The organism is Salinadaptatus halalkaliphilus (assembly GCF_006543045.1).
In the GTDB taxonomy this organism is placed as follows: Archaea; Halobacteriota; Halobacteria; order Halobacteriales; family Natrialbaceae; genus Salinadaptatus; species Salinadaptatus halalkaliphilus.
Map to the genome: position 1 here is coordinate 24,543 of NZ_RBZW01000013.1, position 22,598 is coordinate 47,140.

Here is a 22,598-nt window from a genome sequence, read left to right on the forward strand (position 1 = left end):
GTCGTCGATTATGGCTCCGTCGTCGTGCCCCACTCCCGCTCGAGGTGCGGGCTGTATGTCTCGAGTAAGTCCTCCCAGTTGTCGGGAAGCGAAATCGCTTTCGTCGTCGGCCCGCCGAGCGTCGGTCCCATGATGGCGTCCCAGCGGCCGCTCCCGCCGGTGACGAAGAGGTTGATGCGGTCGGGGTCGTCGAACTGTCGACGCTGGAACGGCGGGAGCCCGTCGCTGTCGGAGTCGGCCTCGGAGCGCTCGACACCGGGGTCGAACTGGTGGATCGGCACGTGGGAATTCTCGTAGATGTGTTCGCGAATCTCGGCTTTCGTGTAGTCTGCGAGTTCGCCAGCGTTGTACGGACACAGGGCGTAGAACACCTCCGTCTGGGTCCCCTCGTACCGTTCGTTCGCCGTTTCGCTTTTGACGCCGATCATCCGCGGCGGCGTGTTGTCGATCAGGTTGGCCAACACTCCTCGTTTGTCGACTCGCGTTCGAAACGGCTGTATGAAACTGTTCGGCGCCGCCATCGTGATCGTGCTTTCCTCGGCGTCGTATCCCCGTTCGACGTGGTAGGGCTCCCACGGACTCCGCTCTTCGTTCTCCCCAGCGAGGAGACTGAACTTGAAGGGGTTCCCGAGCGTGGACATCTCCTTCTCTCCGGGGTGGATCCGCGCAGTGTTCTTGTAGGTCAATCCGAGCGCACGGCCGATGGTGCGATTCGACCGGAAACCGGGACCGAACGCACCGGTATCGGCGTTGATATCGAGGCTCTCTCGGATGGGGCCGTTGAGCAGACAGAGATACGCCCACGAGCCGGTACTGACCGACATCTGGAGCGCGTTCGTCTTCGGATCGATCAACGCTCGAGCGCCGGCCTCGAGCACGGGCATGTGAATCGGTAGACAGCCCGCCATGACGGCGTTGGTCGCGAGTTTTTCGACCGTTAACACGCCCTCTCTGGTTCCCAGGGTTCCGAGTTCCTCGTCGCGATCGCGGTCGGTCCCCTCGAGCATTCGGTCGACCCGCTCTTCGGTCGGCGTCACGACGGGAAGCCCATCGGTCGCGCCGCGACGGTAGAACGATTGATATGTCTCTTCGAAGGGGTCTTCGCTTCGGTGTTGTGCCATGTATTCACTCACCAATCGACGCGACTTCGTCAGTTCGATCGGTTTCGTCGGTGTCAGCCTGGCGTTCCTCGTCGCTCCGTGGCCGCGTCAGTTCTGTTTCGATCTCCTCGAGTACGTCGGCTGTGATCCGATCGCGGATCCGATCGAGGTCGGTCAGTTCGGCGTGGGCCTCGAGTTTGTAGTTTCGGATCGGCCGACCCAGGTCGCTCGAGTTGGTCTGCCAGTCGAGCTCGAAGCCCGAATCGATGAGTCCGACGGCCGGCGTTTCCGACCGTTCGACCGCTTCGATCGCGTAGACGAGGTACTTCGTACACGAGCCACAGTCACCGATCGCGCCGATACAGGCGTCGATGTCGTCGGCCCACGACTCGATGCGCTCGAGTTCCTCGTCGTTTTTCAGCTGGTTGAGGTGGTCGACCGCGTAGTGGTCGACAGTTGCGTTCGGATAGGCATCGGTGATTCGTTCCTCGACGACGGTTAGGGTCGGCTCGGCGGCGAGCTTCCCGTTGTCGAACAGGCCAATCCGTTTGTCCGCCAGGCTTTCGATTCGGGGTGCGATCGGCGTCTGTTCGACGTCCGAAGAGTCGGCTATCGGATCTAGCATAGTATTTTGCTACACTCTGGCACACTTAGTGCTGTCGGTCCATTCCGTCGTCTATTTGACTAAACGTGAACGTGCCCGGAACGATTCCCACCACGACGTGGCGGACCGCCGGCTCACGCTTTGCCCTCGCGCTCGAAGTCGCCCTCGACTCGAGTGGCGACGAGCACGACTTCCTCGCCGTTCGTACGGGTTACTGTCCGTCAGTTCCGGCCCAACCGCCATCCGGCTCGCGGTTGGGCCGGTCAATCGGTACAGCAATCCGTTTCAGACTTCGATCTCGGTCGTCGACTCGACGTCGTACCGGGTGATTTCGGGCTTGCCGACGAGAAACTCCGCGATCGACCGTCCGAACTCTTCGTAGTGGTCGCTTTGGCGATGCTGCTCGAGAGCCGCCTCGTCCTCGTAACACTCGAAGAAATTGACGTGATTCGGATTGTCGATATCGGTCGAAGCCTGGAACTCGATCGTCCCGTCGTCCTCCCGATACTGTGCAGCGGTTTTCTGGATCAGCTCGAGCGCCTGGTCGCGTTGATCGGGGTCGATCGGGAGTGTCGCGTTTATGACTATCATACACGTGGTCGTCTCGCGACAGCTACAAAAAGCCTCACGAGCACTCCAAAATCGCCGGTTCGTCCGCGCCTCATCCGACTGGTGTCCGCGGTCTGCGGCCAGACGGAATCCTCGTGGTGGTCGTGCTGGTCGGTGGTTCACTTCGTCTCGGTCACCTGATCCGGTATCTCGGGACCGTTGTAACTCCGACGCCCGACGCGTTCATCCCGCTAAAGGCGACGTGTGCGTCGTCTCCGCTCGATTGCCGACGTAGACCACGCCGGCCTCGAGTCGTTTCGCGAGCGCAGTCCGGTTCCGACATCGCCCGCTTACCACGCGTTTCGTAGCACTCCTTCGAGTTCCGCCTCCGTTGGCTCGAGTCCTGGCGGGACGTTCGGGATGAAGACATCGTCGGCGATGTCGGCCGCGACGGCGGGGAGATCGCGTTTCGAGAGGTCGTCGATGGTTCGGAGTCGCGACGGCAGCCCGAGCGCATCCCGGATTTCCGTGACGGCATCGACGACCGCAGTAGCCGTCTCCTCGGGCGTTCCCGTCGTGTCGACGTCTACCCCCTCGGCGAGCAGGTCGCGGCGCGCGTCGACGTTGTCGAACAGATACCGGAGCACGTGCGGGGCGACGATCCCGTGGGCGCCCCCCTGCTGGATGGCGTACCCGCGAGCGATGCCGTGGCCGAACGAGTGGATGAGCGACGCGGTGATCCGTTCGCCGCCCAACGCGCCGTACTGTGCCAGCACCGTCCCCATAATCGCGTCGTGTAACGTGTCCTGGTCTCGATCGCCCGCCCCCAGTCGCGGGAGGCCACGCCCGAGCAGGCGGAGGCTTCGTACCGCCGTCCCGTCGGTTATCGGCGTCGCATTGGACCCGTACAACGACTCGACGGCCTTGTCGAAGCCGTTCATGGCCGACGCACAGAGGATTTCGTGGGGCGTCGTCTCGAACAGCGCCGGATCGTAACACAGCGCCGCGGGCATCAGTCGATCGTCGACGAGTGCGCCGCGAGTGAGTCCGCCCTCCCGGACGGTGATGCCGGCGATCGCGGAGAGATCCGATCCGGCGAGGGTCGTCGGTAGAGCGACGATCGGCGGTAACGTCGAATCGGGAATCGCAATCGCCCGCTCGCGCTCGAACGTCGATTCGATCTCGCCGCGCGGCCGCTCGCTGGCCGCGAGGACGCTCATCACTTTCGCGATGTCGAGACTGCTGCCCCCGCCGAGGCTCACCAGCGCGTCGATGTCGTCTTCGCTCATCCGATCGGCGCCGTCGAACGCGGTCGACAGCCGCTTCTCCGGCGTCGTTTCGTCGAACACGCCGGCGAGCCGATCGCCGGCCCCGGCGACGACGGGATCGATAACCGCGTCCGTGGCGCCGACGGTCGATCCACAGACGACCAGTGCCCGCTCGGCGCCGATTCGCTCGAGTTCGTGCTCGAGGCGACTCACGCAGTTCCTGCCGTAGACGATCGTGCCCGGATCGTAGGCGAATCGGTAGTCGGGAGTCACGTCCATTCCTCGGTTGTCCGGTGACACATACGTTCGTCCTCAGGCCTCGAGGACCGGGTCCGGGTTCTCGATGACCTCCATGACGCGCTCGAGGTAGTCGTCGATATCCTCGCGTGCGACGGGGTTGCCGTGGATCGGCGCGACGTAGGAGACATCGAGGATATTGAACATCGTCTCGAAGGCGGCCCCGAGCGTGTCCTCGTCCAAGTAGTCGACGAAGGGGATCTTGTCCCGGTAAAACTGGTCGATGTGAAGGTCGTCGAACCCGTTTGCGAGTTCGTCCGTCGTCTGTGTGCAGACGCCCGGTTCGTGGTAGTGACCGAACGCCTCCGCGGTGAACAGGACGCCGGAGTCGTGATCAAACGCCCACTGGGACACCGTCACGTCCGTGAGAAGCGGGTGGATGCAGGTGATCGGCCGCCCGGCGAATTCGACGGGGCGGTTCAACTGTCGCGGCTTCGCACCCGGCAGCCCGACGACCTCCGGAAACCGTCCCGTCGCGGCGATCGTTTCTATCTCACCCCACTCGTCTTCGAACGCGGGCACGTTCTCCGTGTGTGGCAGCGTCGAGTGGGTGAGCAACACCACGTCCGGTCCGTCGCCGTCGGTGAGTCGGTCGATCTCCGCGACGATCTCCTCGCGGTAGTGACTCGAGCCCGAGTCGACGAGTACCGTGCCCTCCTCGCCCTGGATGAGGTACTCGGACATGTGCATGTGGTACTGCTCGTCGGGGTGGCAACTCGAGATCCAGTAGACATCGTCGGTGAGTTGGGTCGTCATTGCTCTACCTCCGGCGGTCGCAGGATGTACTCGAGTTTGCTCTCCATGTTGGCCTGCTCGCCCTCTCGGGAGAGCGCCTCGGCGGCCTCGAGGAACAGGTCCAGGTACGCGTCCAGCTCTTCGGTCATGACCATGCCGTGGGCCGGCGCGATGACGTCGGGATCGAACGTTTCCCGGACATCGTCAACGGCGCGCTCGATTTCGTCCAGATCCGCGAATCGCATCCAGGGAAACGCCAGCGCGTGAAAGCGAAACACCTGCTCGGTGGCGACGTCGCGGTCGAGCTCGCTCGCGAACGAGACGCAGTTGGCACTCTGGTGGAGAAAACCTAGCCAGTCGACCGTAAACAGCGTGTTCGTCGTCCGTTCGCTCATCCACAACGTAAACGAGTGATCTGGAAACGGCGGCGCTTCGAACTCGACCGTGTGGGTGCCCAGATCGATCGACTCTCCCGGCTCGACGTACTGGATTTCGTTTGGCACCTGCTCGACGTCCTCGGGTGTCTCATCCGCGATGTGATACAGTTCGTGCTCGGCGCTGTGGCCGCGTCCGTAGCCGGCCGCTTCACCGGGGACCAGCAGCGTCGCGTCCGGATACGCCTCGAGGATCGTGAACGTGTTACCGGCGTGATTGGCTTCGGGATGGGAAATGACGAGATAGTCGAGCTCCTCCCCATCGAGTAATTCGTCGATCAGATCGACGACGTGGTCGCTGTTTGGCTGTGTCAGCGTATCGAACAGCAGATTTTGCTCGTCCGAGAAGAGATACGCGTTCTGACAGCCGTGAACTTCCTCGTCCGGTTCGACCCACTGCTCGAGGTCGAAGCGCTCGAGTTCGCTGAGCGTCCCCAGGGGGAGACACTCCTGTGTCCAGTAGATACCGTCGCTGAGTCTGCGGTGTTCGGGTGGAGCTACCTCTTGTGCCATGTTCTGTCTAGTCACACCATCTGTAATAGCATAATTCTTGGTATGGGAACGGATAATCGCCGAATCTACGGGGTTGGATGACAACGTACCGACGCGATCACGACCCGTCGCGTGTTCGCACCGATGAGAGTTCAGGCGTGGAAGGCTACTATAGATGGCTGCCCGTCTCGCGAGCGATTGGGACCAGGTGTCGAAATACGCGAGCACAGTCGGCCTGCTGTACCGTGTTAGTGGAGGATCGTGGACCGTCCTGGGGTCACGCCGGTACCGACGTACAGCAGTCGGTCCGATACATCCGGACGGTACGCTGCATTCACGGTCGCCCCTGCGTCGCAGTCGCCGAGTCGTTTACAGCGAGTGCAGGACCGGCAGGAGCTGGCGAAACGTCACAAATTAACTACAATATCTTCGGCGTCGTGTCTGACCGGGAGGAGAGACGAGAATGCCAACCGATCAGCAGATCAAAGCCGATGCGGATCTCTGGGCAGCCTGTATCGGTGGGGCCGAACAGGTCGACAGCTACACGTCGCTCGTCGAAACCGCCGGCTTCGAGCTCATCGAGGTTCGGGAGAACACCGAGTACGAGTTCATCTCCGATCGGGCTGCGAACGCGTGTCAAAAGTACGGTGTAAAGAGTATCTCACTGTGCGCCAACAAACCGAACGAGTAACCCAAAACGGGGTAACTGCGAGGTCGGCGATCGCCATCTACTCGCAGCACTGATCGACGCTATACCTCTCCAAGACTTTTTGCGGGGTGGATTCCCCTCCGACGCCGCCGTGGCCGACCCTACTGGACGAGCGACGCGAACTGTCGAAGCTGCTCGCGCTGGGTGTCGGTCGTGAATCTGACCGCGATCGTGTCGACGCCCGCATCGTCGTACGCCTCGATCGTCTCTCGGACGGTCTCGAGCGGCCCGAAGGCTCCCTTGGCTCGAATCTGGTCGTCCGTGAGCGTCGGCCAGGCCGGATAGTACCGGTCGTAGAAGGATCTGGCTCGCTCGAGCGCACGGGATTGGTCCTCGTCGATGACGACGTCGAGGTAAATTCCCGCGCCGAACGCGTCGGTCGATCGGCCGGCGTCCGCGAGCAGGGTTTCGATCGCCGCGAAACCGTCGCTGTACTGGCCCGGATCGATGCCGATCGGGAGCCAGCCGCCGCCGTAGTTCGCCAGCCGCTCCTCGATCAGTTTCGGGAAGCCATCAGCGGGATCGAACGCCGCGGAGGCGACGTAGATCGGCACGTCGCCGACCGGTTCGAATCCGATGCTCGCGTCCTCAAGATCGTAGTACGCGCCGCTGTAGTCGACCGAATTCCCGTCCCAGAGTCCGGTGGCGATCTCGAGCAGTTCGTTCGTCCGGGCCCCCCGATCGCCGAAGCTCCGATCGAGATTCGCGTACTCCGCCTCGACATCTGATCCGATGCCGACGCCGACGCCGAGTTTGAGGCGACCGCCGCTCAGTTGGTCCACCGTCGCGACCTGGTGAGCGACGTGGACCGGGTTCCGAAGATCCGGTAAGTAGACGGCGGTACCTAGATCGACGGCGTCGGTCTCCGCGGCGACGGCCGCGAGCGTCGACAGCGGTTCGTGGCGCGGTTTCGCCAGGATGCTATCGCCGACCCAGACCGAACTGAATCCCATCGTTTCGGCTCGACGCGCTAGTCCGAGTACGTCACTCGCCGTTTTTGCTGTCAACGTGTGCTCGCCGTCGCTCGTCAAAACGGCACCCCGTGTCGGCAGTAGATAGCCGTAGTTCGCCATAGACGGCCACACGACGGCCGGGCTCAAGGCTGTTCCGGTAGCGTGATACGGTTTCCTGTCCGTCACGGATTCGCTTCTCCCGAGTGCGAAGCAGCGCTGTGGCGAATGTTAAGTACGAGCACACCGAACGCGGTGCCATGGCAGACCGGCACGAAGTGTGTACAGTCGACCAACTCGAGCCCGGTGACCGAACGATCGTCGAGATCGAGGGGCTTCCCCACTCGGTCGGCGTCTTCAACGTCGACGGGGAGTTTCACGCGATCGCGAACGTCTGTCCGCACCAGCTCGCGCCGCTGTGTGAAGGGACGCTGACCGGCGAGGTGGTCGCCGAGAACGTCGGCGAGTTCGAGCAGACGCGGTCGGGCGAGATCATCCGGTGTCCGTGGCACGGCTGGAAGTTCGACATCGCTGACGGCACGTCGCTGTTCAACCCGCACGCGGTCCGCACCCGGACCTACGAGACGGGGGTCGAGATGCCCGACGCGGAGGCGTGTGCATACGGCACGGAGTTAGCCGGCGACGAGCCGCCGATCGAAACGTACGACACGGAGATCGAGGACGCCACCGTCGTCGTGTACGTGTAACTGCGATTCGGTCGAGAGACATCGATCTAGAGCCTGTAGACCGATTTCGCGTTTTCCGACAGGATTGCTCGGTTGGTCTCGTCGTCGATCCCCCGCAGTATCGCCTTCGGATTGTCGTTGTCCCAGTGGGGGTAGTCGCTCGAGAACACGAGCGTCTCGTCGGCGTGGATCATGTCGAAAAACTGTGGGAGGTGTTCGGGGTCGTCCGGATCGATCGACGGCTGCGTGCTGAACCAGACGTTATCCCGGATGTACTCGCTGGGCCGGCGCTCGAGCCACGGGACGGCGTCCTTGAGTCCCTTCCAGTTTTGGTCCATCGTCCAGAGCACGTGGGGAATCCAGCCGAGACACTGCTCCAAGAAGACCCAGTCGAGATCGGGGTATTCCACGAACACGCCCTCGGAGACGATGCTGATGAGTTGGCCCATCTGCACGGCTCTCGTCGCGGCGTGCATTTCGAAGTACGAGAGCGGCACGCCCGCCCCGGTCGATGGTTGCTGTGCGACACCCTTGCTGGCCGTCGAGGAGTGCAGTCCGATCGTCAACCCGGCCTCGTGGGCCGCCTCGTAGATCGGCCAGTACTTCTGGTGGCCGTACGGCGATTCGTGTGCGCCCGGTAACAATACCTGCACGATCTGGTCGTGGGCGCCGAGCCGTTCGATCTCTTTGCGGGCGTGATCCGGCGCGTGTGGCGCCACCATGATCGATCCGAGGAAACGCTCGTCTTGCTCCAGCCACTCGGCCACCTGCCAATCGTTGTACGCCTCCATCGCTGCCTTCGCGTAGTGGACGTTCGGATGAACCGCCAGATCGTAGTTCGTGATGGGGCCGGTCAGGACCGCATAGTCGACGCCGAAGTCGTCGAACAACTGTTCTTCCAGCAACTCGTGACTCGAGCCGCCCGGTCCCTCCTCGGGGACGGCGTCGTTTCGGGCAATCCCGTGTTCGGTGACGGGATTGGCCCAGCCCTGGCCGCTCGGCGCGGTAAGGCCTCGGTCCTGAAACTCCTCGGGGAGATACGCGACGACTTCCTCCTCGGAAACCCATGCCTGATGGACGTCACAGTCGATCAACGTCGACTGTTGATCTGTCTTTTGTGCCGTGGACGACATAGCTACACCATAGCACGCTATCCAATATAAATACCGAGTTCGTGGCATTCGTTCGTCGATGTCAGTCGTGCGTTGCTGTGGTGAACTCCGACACCAGATACGCAGGTGGACGAGAAGCGGCAGGCGCGACCGATTCCAATCGTGTTTTGACACCACGTATCATAGTCGATGACGCTCTGGATAGCGCTCCCATCACTACCGCTCCAGAGTACTATACCGTGGCAACCTCGGGAAATCGGTTTTGCCGGTTTCCCATCTCCGAAATCGATCGGTAGCAGCAGGTCTCCCCCCAGATGTCGTTTCCCAGATCGGAGACGTGGGCCGGCTTCGGCGACGGCTGTCGCTACACGCGCTCGATAATCGTCGCAACGCCCTGTCCAAACGCGATACACATCGTCGACAGCGCCCTGTCTTGTCCCGTTCGCTCGAGTTCGTGAGCGAGTTTGGTAATGAGCGCGCTGCCGGTTGCCCCCAGCGGATGGCCGTGTGCGATCGCGCCGCCGTTGACGTTGGTGTCCTCCCAGGAGAGGCCGGTTTCCTCGAGCCAGGCCGCGATGACCGAGGCGAACGCCTCGTTGACCTCGAAGAGATCGATCTCCGCGGGCTCCAGGTCGGCCTTCTCGAGGACCTGCTCCGTCGCCGGGATCGGCCCCGTAAGCATCAAGACGGGATCGACACCGACGACTTCCGTCTGGACGATCCGGGCCATCGGCTCCCAGCCGTACGCCTGTGCTGTCTCGCGACTCGTCACGAGCACGGCGCTCGAGCCGTCGACGATCCCCGAGGAATTCCCAGCGTGAATAACGCCGTCCTCGTCTCGAAACGCCGGCGGCAGGTTTGAGAGGTCGTCGACGTCGGTTCCCGGTCGCGGATGCTCGTCTTCCTCGACGACGATCGACTCGCCGTCCAGCTCGGTTTCGACCGGGACGAGTTGGTCGTCGAACCGACCCTCGTCGTGTGCTCGTTTCCACCGTCGCTGGGAGTCGACGGCGATCTCGTCGAGTTCCCGTCGGCTGAAGTCCCACTTCTCGGCGACCCGTTCGGCGCTTTCGCCCTGGTGGGTGAGCTCCTCGAAGTGCTCGAAGTAGGTCGCGGACATGTCGGGCTCGGCCGTCGACACGCCGTCGCTTCGGTTGCTTGACATCGGCACTCGAGTCATGTGCTCGACGCCGCCCGCGACCACGACGTCGCTGAACCCGGCTCGAACGTTCGCCGCGGCGAGGTTGATCGTTTGCTGGCCCGAGCCGCACAGTCGGTCGAGCTGAAAGCCAGGCACCTCCTCGCCCCAGCCGGCGACCATCGGCGCGATGCGGCCGATATCGGAGCCTTGCTCGAAGACCGGTTTCACACAGCCGTACATGACGTCGTCCACGATCGCGGGATCGAACCCGTTGCGCTCCTGTAGTGCCGTCAGGGGCGCGGCTGCGAGATCCTGTGGGTGCGTGTCACGAAAGGAGCCGCCGTGTTTCCCGAACGGCGTCCGCACTGCATCGACGATTACAGCTTCGTTCATCGGTCGTAGTGTCAGTACATGCCACCTTAGAGATTCCGGATCGGGACTCGTTCGGGTTGCTGCGGGTACGTGAGCTGGATCTCACATATCGTGGTGTTCGGTCAACGCGATTCGTGGGGTGCCCTCGACGACGATCGTCTCCCCCTGGATGTACTGCGCGCCGGGACTGGCGAGGAACTGGGCGACTCGAGCGATCTCGTCCGGCAAGCCAAGCTGGCGATCGACGCTGCCCGTATCGATGTCGTCGGCCGTCATGCTTCGCTGTTGTTCGACGCCCTCCGTGAGGACGAGTCCGGGCATGATGCCGTTGATTCGAATTTCGTACGGCGCCCACTCGACGCCGAGCGTTCGCGTGAGCGTGTCCAGTCCCGACTTGGCGGCTGCGTAATGAGCCATCATCGGTGCTCCGTCACGACCCGCCACGCTCGAGACGTTGATAATCGTGCCGCCGTCGCCCTCGATCATTCCGTCGCCGACGATCTGTGCGCAGTTGAACGCGCCGGTGAGGTTGATCTCGAGGATGGTGTTCCAGGCGTTCGCGCTTAGCTCTTCCGTGGGAGCTTCGAAACTCGCGCCGGCGTTGTTCACGAGGATGTCGATCGGGTCGAGTTCGTCCGTCGCCGCTTCGACGACGGAGCGGATCGAGGCTCGGTCACGAACGTCGCATTCGACCGCGAGTGCCTCCCCGGGGGCGTCGCTGTCGTTGATCGAATCCGCGACGGCATCGACCGCGTCTTGGTCTCGAGACGTGACGACGATGTCGACGCCGTCGGCGGCGAATCGCTCCGCGATCGTTCGACCGATCCCTCGCGACGACCCGGTGATAAGTGCTGTGTCTCCGTCTATCGAAAATGTTGCTGTCGACATTCCGATTGCGGTTCCCAGTGGGGCGATCAAAAATCTATTGTCGGCTTGCTGACTGGTGACTGTACACGACGGCAATCGCGGCACTCATACGGATTGCTGTAACGATTTACCGGCGAAACCGCAGACGGGTCGCGGTTTCGGCGGTAACGACTTACAGTAAACCGTATCACTCGTCGGGATTGCGCCGTTCGACCATGCCGAGTCCGATCCAGGAGATGACGACCTCGTCGTTCTGATTGATGCCTTCGGTGTAGCCGTCGACGTAGCCTCGTTTCGGGTGGCTGTCGGAGACGCGCTTGTCAACGACTTCCGTCCGAAGATGCAACGTATCACCGGGTTTGACCGGCTGTTTCCACCGGAGTTCGTCGACCCCTCGAGCGCCCATTCCGGCCCGCTTCTGGATCGGTCCGTCCGCGAGCATGCGCATACAGATTGAGGCGGTGTGCCAGCCGGAGGCGATCAGTTCACCGAACGCCGACTCCTTGGCCGCCTCCTCGTCGGTGTGAAACGGCTGTGGATCGTACTGTTCGGCGAACTCGATGATCTCCTCCTTCGTAACGTGGTACTCGCCGAATTCGTCGGTTTCGCCGATCTCGATGTCCTCGTAGTAACGCATTGCCTCGATGTGTGGCGCCGTGCGACCAAGTAGCTGGGGGATGAGGCAGGCCACTGACTGGCGGGCGTCGGTTGAATCGACGTCGATGCTGGATACTCGCTCGAGGGGGTGTTTCGTTTCGCGCCCCGACGGCAACGTTTACAACGGATACGATGATACGTCTGGTATGGGAACACATAGCGCTGATGAGGGGAACCGGTCGACAACTGATCTCCAACTCATCGACTGTGATGTCCACCAGATGTGGGCCCACCCCGACGAGGTGGTCCAGTATCTCCCTGACCACTGGACAGGTCGAGGCATCGACGTTCCAACCACCCCGTGGCCTAGTCCGGTCGGGTTGATGCGCGACGATGCCGGACCCGACTCGGGCGCACCGGCTGGTTCGGACCCCGACATGATGTGCGAACAGCACATCGAGCCCTACGACATCGAGTACGTCGTTCTCAACGCGACGGGGATGTTGACCCTTGGGGTCACGCCGAACGAACACTACGCCGCGGCGCTTGCATCCGCCCAGAACGACTGGTTGGTCGAGCACTGGCTCGAGACGGCCGACTGTTTCAAGGGCGGTCTCGTCGTCGCGCCGCAGGCGCCACATCGCGCAGCCGAGGAAATCGAGCGGCTGGGCGACCACCCGGACATCGTCCAGGTGCAGATGGCGAGCGTCGGCCGCACGCCGTACGGACGCCGCGAGCACTGGCCGATCTACGAAGCCGCGGCGAAATACGACCTCCCGATCGCACTGCACATCGGTCCGGAGGGGATGGGCACGAGTCCGCCACACACGCCCGCCGGCTACCCCTCGAGCTACTTCGAGCGCCACGCGCTGACGAACACGAGCCTGATGGGACAGCTCACGAGCATGCTTCTAGGCGGCGTCTTCGAGGAGTTCGGCACCGACCTCGTCCTGATCGAGGGCGGCTTCGCCTGGCTGCCGTATCTCCGGTGGCGACTCGACAAGGACTGGCGCGGCCTGCGCGATCAGACGCCGTGGATCGACCGTCGGCCGAGCGAGTACATCAGCGAGCACGTCCGAGTGACGACCCAACCGCTGCCCGAACCCGACGATCCCGACCACCTGCGGTACATGTTCGAGATGATCGACGCGCGAGAGACGGTGCTGTTCGCGTCGGATTACCCCCACTGGGACGCCGACGATCCGCGGCTCGCGTTCCCGCCACTCGAGGACGACCTCGAGCGACGGATCTTCCGCGAAAATGCGGCTGAGCTGTACGGTTTGTGACAGACACGATCGATCGCCTGGAGTACCCCGACAGCAACCGTTCCGTCCAAGCCGGATCAGTCGTCAGCCACCGCGTGTGGTTCCGGAGTCGAGCGAAGGTACGCGTTCGCGAGTAACAGGCCGATGAGGACGACGGCACCGACCTGGGCCGCGAACGGACCGACCATCGCGGCGAGCGCGAGCACCAGGAAGACTAGCCGTTTTGGACGAGTCAGGAGCTCCCTTCCGTTGTAGCCGATCATCGCCATGATCAACGCGGCAATACCGGTGAGTACGAGCACGAGCGCGATCGCCGTATTCGGGAACGTCCAGTAGATCAAACTCTCGTTGGCGATGAACGAGAACGGGATGATAAAGCCCGGCGCGCCGATGCGCAACGCCTGCTTACACGCGATCAGGAACCCGCTGCCCGAGATCTTCGACCCGATCGCCACCGCGATTGCGACTGGCGGGGTGATCGCCGACAGCATGGCGAAGTAGAAGACGAACATGTGGGCCGAAATTTCTGCGACGCCGTACTGGATCATCGCAGGGGCGACGAGCACCACGACGAGGATGTACGCGGCCGGCGTCGGCATTCCGAGCCCGAAGAGGATACTCGCGACCATCGCAAGTAGTAATAGGATGACGAATACGCCGCCGGATAGCGAGATCATCTGGGCGCTAATCTTCTGGGTGAGTCCCGTCTGGGTGAGCATGTTGATGACGACGCCCAGCGACGCCAGGATGCCGACCAACGGCGCCATCTCGACCGCTCCCTGTCGAAGCCCGAGGAGGGTCTGTTTCGTCGTCTCAAGGACGGTCCCGACCGAGACGCCGTCGACGATAGCGTTTCGCACGTACATCGTTGCCACGAGCGTGAGGATCGTGTAGAACCCGGCTCCGAGCGGGGTCAGGCGCATGACAACGAGCGTGTAAATGAGGACGGCAAGCGGCAACAGGAAGTGGACGCCCTTCAGCAGGACGCTGCGGTCGAACCGTCCGCTTTCGGTCGCTTTCCAATCGTGGCGCAGTACGAGGAGGTGTGTCGCCACCATGACGCTGAAGTAGAACAACAGCGCTGGAATAATGCCGGCCTGAATGATGACGAAGTACGACACGCCCAGGATGTCCGCCATGATGAACGCCGCGACGCCCATCACCGGCGGCAGCATCTGGCCGCCGGTGGACGCGACGCTTTCGATCGCCGCGGCGAAGTCCTCGCGAATGCCCTGGTTTTTCATCATCGGGATGGTGAAACTCCCGGTCGTCGCCGTGTTCGCCGCGGCGCTGCCCGTGATCGACCCCATCGCCATGCTACTGATGATCGCGATGTGGACGACGCCGCTCTCGAGCACCTTGAGGACCTCCTGTGACGTTTCGATGATGAAATCCATCAGACCGTACACCTTGGCCATGCCCGCGAACATGATGAAGATCGCGACCCACGTCGCTCCGACTTCGAGGATGAAGCCGTACGTTCCGGTCAGGGAGATGGCCCCTTCGCGACTGATCTGTTGCCAGTCCATGCCGGTGTGTCGAAACAGGCCGGGGAGGTTCGGTCCGATGAACGACGTCGCGTACAACACCGAGCCTAGCACGACCGCTGCGATCGTTTTACCGTAGGCTCGTCCGGTCGCCTCGGTGACGAGACCGACAATGATGAGCCCGATAACGAGATCGGTCTGCGTCCAGCCGACCATCCGCGCTTCGTGCAGTAGTCGGTCGAAGTGAAACTCGACGTAGCCGGTCGCGATAATGGTGAGGACGGCGAGTGCGAGACAGATCGCAGGGTTGACTCGTCGGTAGGCGGCACCGACCGCCTGCCGGTACGTTCCGGCTACTGCCGAACCCCGAGTTCCGCCGGCCGACGATGTCTCGGTCGGCTGATCGGTCGCAGTGGCTGTATCGTCGGGCGCACCCGGCATGGGACTGTCTTTGTCCGGATAGAGGTGCTTTCGCGCTTCGACCAGGTAAAACAGCGTCAATCCCAACCCCAGGAAAATGTTCGAATACCGGAGTTGATCCATGGGTATCTGCCACGCGAAGTACAGCGTAAACAGCGTCATCGACGCACCGATGACGAAGATACTGCTGCGTAATACTGCACGCGGCGTCACTGAACTGAGAGAGAGGTCCTGGGAAACACTCATTGATAGGCTCGTTAAGTGGTAGGGCTGATTGTCGAATACTCGTCGCGTCTACTCGTCCGCCCGACCGCCTTCGGCACCGTCCCAGGCACCGATGTCCTCGAGGAAATCGGCTGCGGCGGGGTGATACGGGACCTCGGGATACGGGAAGTCAGTCCAATGCTCGGCGTCCTGGTGGTAGGTCATCAGTGCGTGAATGTCTCCGTATTCGTCGCGGTGATCCCACATCGCGTGTAACGTATCGTACAGTACGTCGTAATCGACGTCGTTTCGTGTCACGAAGTTGTACGCGTTTCCGGGCGTCATCATCGGCTGCTGGTCGGGAACCGACGCATAGCCCTCCAGGTCGCCAGCGTCAATCTCCATCATCTCGACCAGCGGGTCGTCCTCGAGTTCGGCGACGGCGTCGTCGGGCCACTCGAGCACGTGGAGATCGACGATACTCTTCTGTTCTTCGGCGTAGGCACCTTCGATTTCGAAATTCATGATCGGCACGACACCGACGTCCAGGCTTCCTTCCTGGAACGGACCCGATTGTTGGGTGAAATCGACGCTGACGTCGTCGTAGTCGTCGATGACGTAGTCCAGCGCCATCTCGAGGTTGTCCCGCGTTCCGGCGCCAGTTTGCGTCGCGGAGACTCGATGATCCGGCTCGATATCCGCGATCGAGTCCAGCTCCTCGTGGGGCGTAATGAAGAGCCACGGCGTCGTCAGCCAGTGCATGACTTCGTTGAGTTCGAAGTCGAGGTCGTGGAACGGTTCCATCTCGTGGGGGACTCGTGTTGCGTCGAAGTTCTGCGTGTACGCGACTTGGGCTTCGTCGCGGTCGAGTCGGCCCATGTTTGCGCCCGTCCCCTCGCTCGGGCGACCCTCCATGTAGATCCCCTCGGTGGCGTCGTTGACGACCGGTGCGATCCCCTGGATCGAAATCGTGGTCGAGCTCGATTCGGACGTACAGGTCCAGATCAATTCTTCGTCCCCTTCTTCGGGGCCGTCGCCGTTACCCGCTGAGTCGTCTCCGTTTCCGATGTCGGTTCCGCCCGTATCTCCATTGGGATCTTCCTCGCCGGCGCACCCGGCCAACCCAATGACGCTTGCTCCCGCGACAGTCATGTAAGTACGCCGGCTCACCCGTCGACCCTTGTTAACCATGAACAATTGTATTCCGAGCCACTACTTTAGTATTTCTATTAGATGATCATCACAATGATGGTACCCTCGATTCGACTGTTGTAGCCACCACGCGTTGCTACAAACTATATCAATTCGACAACTCATACGGATTGCTGTACCGATTTACCAGCGTAACCGCCGCACCGGTCACGGTTGCGACGGAAATGACTTACAGTAACCCGTATCACACATTTGTAATCGCTCCTATGAATTATCGGCGAAGATCGGTTGGCATGGAGAGGGCCCCGTGGCCTGTACTGCTTGGTAACGTCGAAGACGGTGAGATGATTGCACCATCGATTGACGGTGGGGAGGGTAGTAGTGTACTACCTCGAGTTCTCGGAATACGGTAAACCCTCATATTTATACTGTAGTTTATATTTACTCCTGTACTCGTGTAATATAGTGTATTGGTAGCAGTTACTGTAGTCAACTCGAAGACGCGTCTACGACTGTCGACAGCGCTGGCCAACATCGTGGCGAACGGCAAGTGGCCCTGTACGTCACTGGTTCCTGACTGTACGACAGCTACTAGCCGAGGGAATCGCACATCGTGGTGCCTGTCACTATCGGAATTCGGTTACAATCTCCGCTATTATTCTTTGGAATCCGCTCCGAGGCGGGCTCTCTCTATGAGATTGGGTTTTTTGGCCGATGCAATAACCGGTAACTCTCTCCGTTACTACTATATATCATTGGATCATTGGTGAGCAATACCATGGATCAAAACCGTGGGGTAAATCGGCGCACATTCATCGGAGCGAGTGGAATTGCAGGTGTCGGGATTCTGGCAGGATGTCTTGATACGGACGATGTCGAAGACGATGTCGGTAATGGGATTGGGGACGGCAACGGAAACGGTGGCAACGGGGGCGATGCACCGGACGATGCCGAAGATCTGGTGATGGTAACATCTGGGGAAGAAACCGGCACGTACGCGGCGAGCCAAGGGATCGCCGCCACCGTCAATCAGAACACCGACGAGGTTTTCATCGACGCCCGGCCGAGCGGTGGAACCGACGACAACGTCGGGATGATGAATCGCGGCGAGGCGGAGATCGGATATCTCCAGCACCGAAGCTCGATTCTGATCAACGACGGCGAGGAACCGTACGACGAGATCGACTTTACGCCACAACAGTTGTTCCACCACTCGGACCTGCCGTGGCTGCTCGTCACGCCTAACGAGGACTGGGAGACGGTCGAGGATATCGAACCTGATAGTCGCGTTTCGCCGACGCCGAGCGGGTCCGGATCCGCTCCGGTGCTCGAGCAAGCACTCGACTACGCGGGCGTCGAGTTCGATCGGGTGAGCTACGAGTTCGGCGAGCAGGCCGGTGCGATGCAGGAGGGTGAACTCGACGTCGCGGCGATCACCGTTTCGAACTTCGAATTCGAAGCCGCCTGGATCCAGGAGATGAAACAGGTCGTCGACACCCGCATTCTGGGTTGGCCGGACGATGCCGTCGACGAGATGGAGGATGACGAAATCGTCCCCGCCGAGCCGTTCGAGATCCCCGACGACCTTGCCGAGGGATACGCCTACGTGCCCGACCAAGTCTACGGCATCAACATTCCCTACAACTTCGTCGCGACCGACGAGGTGCCGTACGATCCGGTCTACGAAATGCTCGAGGTCATGTGGGACAACAGAGAGGAGATGGCCGAGACCCACCTGTACCAGGAGTACATGGTCGACGCGGAGTGGTGGGCAACTCGAATGTACGATGGCGTCCCGATTCATCCCGCCGCCGCCGACTTTTTCGAAGAGCGGGACATCTGGCAGGATGACTTCGTCCGTGGGGAGATCGAGAATTAAGTAAGGCGACCGAACAGATACCTACCTATGAACTTCCAGGTCCACAACGTTACGGCAGCGGCTCGTGACGGCAGATCATGGCTTCGCGCAGCGATCTATCTATTTGGCGTCGCACTGACGTTATTTACGATCTATTACGCCTACGCCGTCCCGATCGAGCGAACGCGATACTCCAATATCTTTCTCGGTATCGGCCTCGCGCTGTTTTACCTCCTGGAAGTTCAGAAACGGTACGACCCGGACGGAGCCGACGATCCGGTCGAAGAAACCGACATTCCGGACCGTCCGGGATTCGGCTCCGTTACGGGACGAGCGAGCGCGTTCGCTGCTCTTACCGGGAGTTATCGTCGACTCAAACGCGGCGTCGGGACGATCGACCCCGTCGTAGCGCTTTTGTTCGCGTTCGCGTCGCTAGCTGCGACCGGGTACGTCGAATATCACTTCCAGCACCTCCAGTACGACGCACAGCTGTATGGCTTCTCGACGGCCGATCACATCGTCGGTCTCACTATTATCGTACTCGTTACCGACGCCACTCGGCGCGCGTTCGGCAATTTGATTACGTCCGTCGTCGTCCTGGCGGTCGCGTACGCGTTCGTCGGCCCGTGGCTGCCCGGAATCTTCCAGCACACGGGTATGAGCTGGGAGGAAGCCGCCAGACACGGCGCGATCGGTCTCACCGGAACGTACGGCTTTATTCTCGCGATCGGCTCGACGTGGGTCGCGATCTTCATCATGTTCGCCGGGATGGCGAAGGCGTTCGGCGCCCTCGAGTACGTCCTCGATATCGGGCGCGAAATGGGAACGAGTTTACACACCGGTGTCGTCCAGATCGCCGTCATCGCGAGCATGATTATGGGATCGATTACCGGTAGCGCCGCGGCGAACACGGCGACGACCGGGAGTTTTACCATTCCGATGATCAAAGAGCAGGGCATTCGCGAGGACTTCGCCGCGGCCATCGAAGCCGTCGCCTCGAGCGGTGGCCAGATGCTGCCGCCGGTGATGGGCGTCGCGGCGTTTCTGATGGCGGACATCATCGGCGTTCCCTACGTGATGATCATCCAAGCAGGGATCATCCCAGCAGCGCTGTTTTACTTCAGTGTCGGCGTCGCCGTCTATCTCATTACGGTCAAATTTGGCTGGACGACCGACGAGACAACCTCGTTTAACTGGCGGGTATTCCTGAAGGGTCTCCACTTCGTGATTCCGTTGGCCGTGTTGCTCTACACGTTGATCGTTCTGCGGTTTACGCCGCTTGCAGCCGGTATGTACACGATTTTCACGATGGTGCCGGTTATCTATCTCCGGAATCTGTACGTCGACGGCATCTCCGTGGGGACGCTCGTCGATACGACTGTCGACACGTTCGACGGGCTGCGCCAGGGTGCCGTCGAGATGGCGCCGCTGGTCGGTATTCTGGGATCGCTCGGGGTTATCCTCGTGTTCGTTACCCAGACCGGTCTCTCCCAGCAGATCAGCCTCCAGATGGTCGCACTCGCCGGTGGGGTGTTGATCCTCCTGTTGCTCATGGCGATGATCGCGAGCATCCTCTTTGGCCTGGGAATGCCGACGCCTGCGGCGTACATCCTCGTCGTCATGCTCGTCGTGCCCGGCGTGACCAGTATGGGGATCCCGGATATCACGGCCCATATGTTCGTCTTCTACTTCGCCATGCTATCGGCGATCACTCCGCCAGTTGCGGTGGCGGTCGCCATCGGCTCGAGTATCGCCGGTGCGAGCTTCCTCAAATCCTGTGTGCAGGCGCTGCGAATCGGGGCACCCGGCTTTCTGATCCCCTTCGCGTTCATCGCGAACAACAGCCTGATCTACTGGTCGTTCCCCGAAACGGTCATCGCGTTCCCGCTCGTATTGCTCGGAACCGCCTCGTTGGTGGTCGCAACCGTCGGCTACGATGGCGTCAACGAGCTCGGATACGGACACCGCGCGTTCTACATGGCGCTGACGTTCGGCGCGTTGTTCGGTCCTTTGGTCGTTCAGGCCGGAGCCGGAGCGTTGATTCTCCTGTCGGCATTCCTGGCCAACACCGATCGGTTGCCGGCGATCGTCGACCCAGCGCAGAACTGAGCGTTCGAGCTCTCTTTTTCGTGTGGTGTGAGTTTCTCCGCCTGCAACGTCGCATATCGTCCGATAATATACCGACACTAACACAACACTTTAGCCCGCACCTCTCAACATCTGCCTTGCTATGTCAACACGTAGTGCCGACCTCGGCAACGAGGATCTCGAGGTAACGACCAGCGACGATGGGGTGGTCGCGTGGGTGACGATCGATCGCCCGGACGTACACAATGCACTCAGTGACGACGTTCTGACGGGACTCTCCGAGGTAGCAGCTGCGACCCACGAACGTGATATCCGGGTCGTCGTCATCCGGGGGGCCGGCGGCACGTTCTGCTCCGGCGGTGACCTCCAGGGAATGGACGACGCCGAACCGGAGCCGATGATCGATCGACGGCGCGGCTCTTCGGGGCTGGCCGACCTGCTCGAGGAACTGATCGATGCCGACGCGCTCACGGTCGCCGCCGTGGAGGGTTACTGTCTGGCGGGCGGCTGCGGGCTGGCGGCTGGCTGTGACTTCGTCCTCGCGGCCGACGACGCCGAGTTCGGCACGCCCGAGGTCAACGTTGGCATGTTCCCGATGCAGGCGATGGCGGCGATCATGCCCGCTGTCGGCGAGAAAAAAGGACTCAAACTCATGTTCACCGGTGAACATATCGACGCCGAGACGGCCGAACGGATCGGCCTCGCGACCGACGTACTAGATGCCGACGCGTTCGAGACCGAACTCGCGGCCTACGTCGACGATCTGGCCAGGAATAGCCCGGTGCTGATCTCGATGGGGAAAGAAGCCTACTACACGCAGCGGGATATGACCGTCGAGCAGTCCTACTCCTATCTCAAGGAGATGTTGACGCTGCTGATGGAGAGCGAGGATCACGAGGAGGGCGTCGCGGCATTCGTCGAGGATCGTGAACCGGAGTGGGGGAAACGACCATGACGGGCGACCAGCGGACGCCGCCGAGTACCGACATCTTCGCGCCGGACTTACTCGAGGGCGAGACCGCGTTGATCACCGGCGGCGGCACCGGGATCGGGAAGCACATTGCGCTCGCGTTCGCCGACCACGGTGCCGACGTCGCGATCGCCTCGCGGAACATGGACCACCTCGGGCCCGTCGCCGAGGAGATCGAAGCGAAGGGACAGCGAGCGTGTGCGACGACCGTCGACATTCGCGAGCGCGACGAGGTCGACGCCATGGTCGAGACCGTGCTGGACGAGCTCGGCGAGATCACGATTCTTGTAAACAACGCGGGCGCGAACTTCCTGAGCCCCGCCGAAGAACTGAGCGAGAACGGCTGGCGCGCCGTCGTCGGGACGATCCTCGACGGCACCGCCTACTGTACCTTCGCCGTCGGCGAGCACATGATCGACAACGGCGGTGGCTCGATCGTCGCCATGGGGGCGACCAACAGCGAACGCGGCGCGCCCTTCCACGCCCACTCCGGCGCCGGGAAAGCCGGCATCACGAATCTCATGCAGACCGTCGCGGCCGAGTGGGCCCAGTACGGCGTCCGCGCCAACACGATCGCCCCCGGGATCATCGAGACCGAAGCGCTCTCGAGCGTCTGGGACGAAGCCGGCCGCGATCGCGACCAGATCGGACGCGACATCGCCATGGACCGGCTCGGGACGCCGGCAGACTGCGTGCCGATCACGCTGTTTCTCGTCAGCGACGCGGCCGCCTACGTGACGGGATCGTACTTCGTTGTCGACGGCGGCCAACTCGTCGCCGGTGCGGACGGCACACTCGAGTAGCGTCGGCCTGGTACGGCGGCGTCGCCCGGTTGCAGTCGATATCCTGATTACGGTGTCCGAACTGTGCCGGAATTGCGGTCGAATCAAACCGTTTATCGTCGTTCCTGTTGTCCGGCCGACTATGGTCACAGTGGACCCGAACGGGCGGATTGCTCTTCCGTCGGACGTTCGAGATCGATTCGGTCTTACGGCCGGTACGGAAGCGGAGCTTCGCGAAAAAGAGGGGAACGTAGTCATTATACCCGAAGATGATCCTGAACAGATTATCGAACGCATGGGGCGTCTCGTCGAGGGAACGGCGCCGGAGCGAGAGGGGGCAACCTCGACCGACGACGGGGCTCTCCCAATTGCCCGGAAGCACCGCGACGCTGTTCGAAGTGGAGCGGGGCAACGCAGCAATGAGTAATACGGTCTGTCGTAACGTTTTACCGGGGCCCG

General features: G+C 61.7%; 21 protein-coding genes. 8 read left to right on the plus strand and 13 right to left on the minus strand.

Features of this window, described 5'->3' with window-relative positions; translation table 11 throughout:
* Positions 1–8: 8 nt before the first annotated feature.
* The 6 genes from D8Y22_RS04720 to D8Y22_RS04745 form a co-directional block, all read right to left on the minus strand.
* Positions 9–1,121: a hypothetical protein gene (locus D8Y22_RS04720; protein ID WP_141463569.1), complete on the minus strand. Its 1,113-nt coding sequence runs from the start codon at positions 1,119–1,121 to the stop codon at positions 9–11.
* Positions 1,122–1,125: 4 nt separating this feature from the next.
* On the minus strand, positions 1,126–1,725 hold the full coding sequence (locus D8Y22_RS04725; RefSeq protein WP_141463570.1) for a UGSC family (seleno)protein: 600 nt from the start codon (positions 1,723–1,725) through the stop codon (positions 1,126–1,128).
* Between the two features lie 264 nt (positions 1,726–1,989).
* Positions 1,990–2,295, minus strand: a complete 306-nt coding sequence (locus D8Y22_RS04730) for a putative quinol monooxygenase (RefSeq protein ID WP_141463571.1) — start codon at positions 2,293–2,295, stop codon at positions 1,990–1,992.
* A gap of 308 nt (positions 2,296–2,603) precedes the next feature.
* Positions 2,604–3,794 carry an iron-containing alcohol dehydrogenase family protein gene (locus D8Y22_RS04735; RefSeq protein WP_141463572.1) on the minus strand — a complete coding sequence of 397 codons (1,191 nt, stop codon included), beginning with the start codon at positions 3,792–3,794 and terminating at the stop codon, positions 2,604–2,606.
* Positions 3,795–3,833: 39 nt separating this feature from the next.
* Positions 3,834–4,574 (minus strand): MBL fold metallo-hydrolase, encoded by a 741-nt coding sequence (locus D8Y22_RS04740; RefSeq protein ID WP_141463573.1) that lies wholly within the window; start codon positions 4,572–4,574, stop codon positions 3,834–3,836.
* A complete protein-coding gene (locus tag D8Y22_RS04745) occupies positions 4,571–5,500 on the minus strand; it encodes an MBL fold metallo-hydrolase (RefSeq protein WP_141463574.1) in 930 nt (309 codons plus the stop codon). The genes D8Y22_RS04740 and D8Y22_RS04745 overlap by 4 nt, the downstream gene beginning before the upstream one ends.
* A gap of 442 nt (positions 5,501–5,942) precedes the next feature.
* Between D8Y22_RS04745 and D8Y22_RS04750 the strand changes: the two genes are divergently transcribed.
* Positions 5,943–6,170: a class I SAM-dependent methyltransferase gene (locus D8Y22_RS04750; RefSeq protein WP_246084357.1), complete on the plus strand. Its 228-nt coding sequence runs from the start codon at positions 5,943–5,945 to the stop codon at positions 6,168–6,170.
* Between the two features lie 119 nt (positions 6,171–6,289).
* Here the strand turns inward: D8Y22_RS04750 and D8Y22_RS04755 are convergent, their stop codons facing one another.
* On the minus strand, positions 6,290–7,261 hold the full coding sequence (locus tag D8Y22_RS04755) for an LLM class flavin-dependent oxidoreductase (protein WP_141463575.1): 972 nt from the start codon (positions 7,259–7,261) through the stop codon (positions 6,290–6,292).
* Positions 7,262–7,398: 137 nt separating this feature from the next.
* Between D8Y22_RS04755 and D8Y22_RS04760 the strand changes: the two genes are divergently transcribed.
* Positions 7,399–7,845 carry a Rieske (2Fe-2S) protein gene (locus D8Y22_RS04760; protein WP_141463576.1) on the plus strand — a complete coding sequence of 149 codons (447 nt, stop codon included), beginning with the start codon at positions 7,399–7,401 and terminating at the stop codon, positions 7,843–7,845.
* A gap of 26 nt (positions 7,846–7,871) precedes the next feature.
* On the opposite strand, the gene D8Y22_RS04765 is transcribed toward D8Y22_RS04760, so the two are convergent.
* The 4 genes from D8Y22_RS04765 to D8Y22_RS04780 form a co-directional block, all read right to left on the minus strand.
* Positions 7,872–8,957: an amidohydrolase family protein gene (locus D8Y22_RS04765; RefSeq protein ID WP_174811758.1), complete on the minus strand. Its 1,086-nt coding sequence runs from the start codon at positions 8,955–8,957 to the stop codon at positions 7,872–7,874.
* Positions 8,958–9,300: 343 nt separating this feature from the next.
* Positions 9,301–10,470 (minus strand): thiolase family protein, encoded by a 1,170-nt coding sequence (locus tag D8Y22_RS04770; RefSeq protein WP_141463578.1) that lies wholly within the window; start codon positions 10,468–10,470, stop codon positions 9,301–9,303.
* A gap of 81 nt (positions 10,471–10,551) precedes the next feature.
* The gene (locus D8Y22_RS04775) at positions 10,552–11,337 is read right to left on the minus strand and encodes an SDR family NAD(P)-dependent oxidoreductase (RefSeq protein WP_141463579.1); all 786 of its coding nucleotides are present in this window, start codon (positions 11,335–11,337) and stop codon (positions 10,552–10,554) included.
* Positions 11,338–11,503: 166 nt separating this feature from the next.
* On the minus strand, positions 11,504–11,953 hold the full coding sequence (locus D8Y22_RS04780) for a MaoC family dehydratase (RefSeq protein ID WP_141463580.1): 450 nt from the start codon (positions 11,951–11,953) through the stop codon (positions 11,504–11,506).
* A gap of 166 nt (positions 11,954–12,119) precedes the next feature.
* Here D8Y22_RS04780 and D8Y22_RS04785 point away from each other — a divergent pair, with 166 nt between their 5' ends.
* On the plus strand, positions 12,120–13,199 hold the full coding sequence (locus tag D8Y22_RS04785) for an amidohydrolase family protein (RefSeq protein WP_174811759.1): 1,080 nt from the start codon (positions 12,120–12,122) through the stop codon (positions 13,197–13,199).
* A gap of 56 nt (positions 13,200–13,255) precedes the next feature.
* Here D8Y22_RS04785 and D8Y22_RS04790 read toward each other — a convergent pair whose 3' ends face one another.
* On the minus strand, positions 13,256–15,331 hold the full coding sequence (locus D8Y22_RS04790) for a TRAP transporter permease (protein WP_141463582.1): 2,076 nt from the start codon (positions 15,329–15,331) through the stop codon (positions 13,256–13,258).
* Positions 15,332–15,379: 48 nt separating this feature from the next.
* Positions 15,380–16,441, minus strand: a complete 1,062-nt coding sequence (locus D8Y22_RS04795; RefSeq protein WP_174811760.1) for a TAXI family TRAP transporter solute-binding subunit — start codon at positions 16,439–16,441, stop codon at positions 15,380–15,382.
* 778 nt (positions 16,442–17,219) lie between these two features.
* Between D8Y22_RS04795 and D8Y22_RS04800 the strand changes: the two genes are divergently transcribed.
* The 5 genes from D8Y22_RS04800 (at position 17,220) to D8Y22_RS04820 (ending at position 22,566) form a co-directional block, all read left to right on the plus strand.
* Positions 17,220–18,320, plus strand: coding sequence for a TAXI family TRAP transporter solute-binding subunit (locus D8Y22_RS04800; RefSeq protein ID WP_141463584.1), 1,101 nt, complete (start codon positions 17,220–17,222; stop codon positions 18,318–18,320).
* A 27-nt stretch (positions 18,321–18,347) separates the two neighbouring features.
* On the plus strand, positions 18,348–20,408 hold the full coding sequence (locus tag D8Y22_RS04805) for a TRAP transporter permease (protein WP_141463585.1): 2,061 nt from the start codon (positions 18,348–18,350) through the stop codon (positions 20,406–20,408).
* A 121-nt stretch (positions 20,409–20,529) separates the two neighbouring features.
* Entirely contained in the window at positions 20,530–21,342 is an 813-nt protein-coding gene (locus D8Y22_RS04810; RefSeq protein WP_141463586.1) for an enoyl-CoA hydratase/isomerase family protein, read from the plus strand.
* Positions 21,339–22,160 (plus strand): SDR family oxidoreductase, encoded by an 822-nt coding sequence (locus tag D8Y22_RS04815; protein WP_141463598.1) that lies wholly within the window; start codon positions 21,339–21,341, stop codon positions 22,158–22,160. The genes D8Y22_RS04810 and D8Y22_RS04815 overlap by 4 nt, the downstream gene beginning before the upstream one ends.
* 121 nt (positions 22,161–22,281) lie before the next feature.
* The gene (locus tag D8Y22_RS04820; RefSeq protein WP_141463587.1) at positions 22,282–22,566 is read left to right on the plus strand and encodes an AbrB/MazE/SpoVT family DNA-binding domain-containing protein; all 285 of its coding nucleotides are present in this window, start codon (positions 22,282–22,284) and stop codon (positions 22,564–22,566) included.
* Positions 22,567–22,598: the final 32 nt, after the last annotated feature.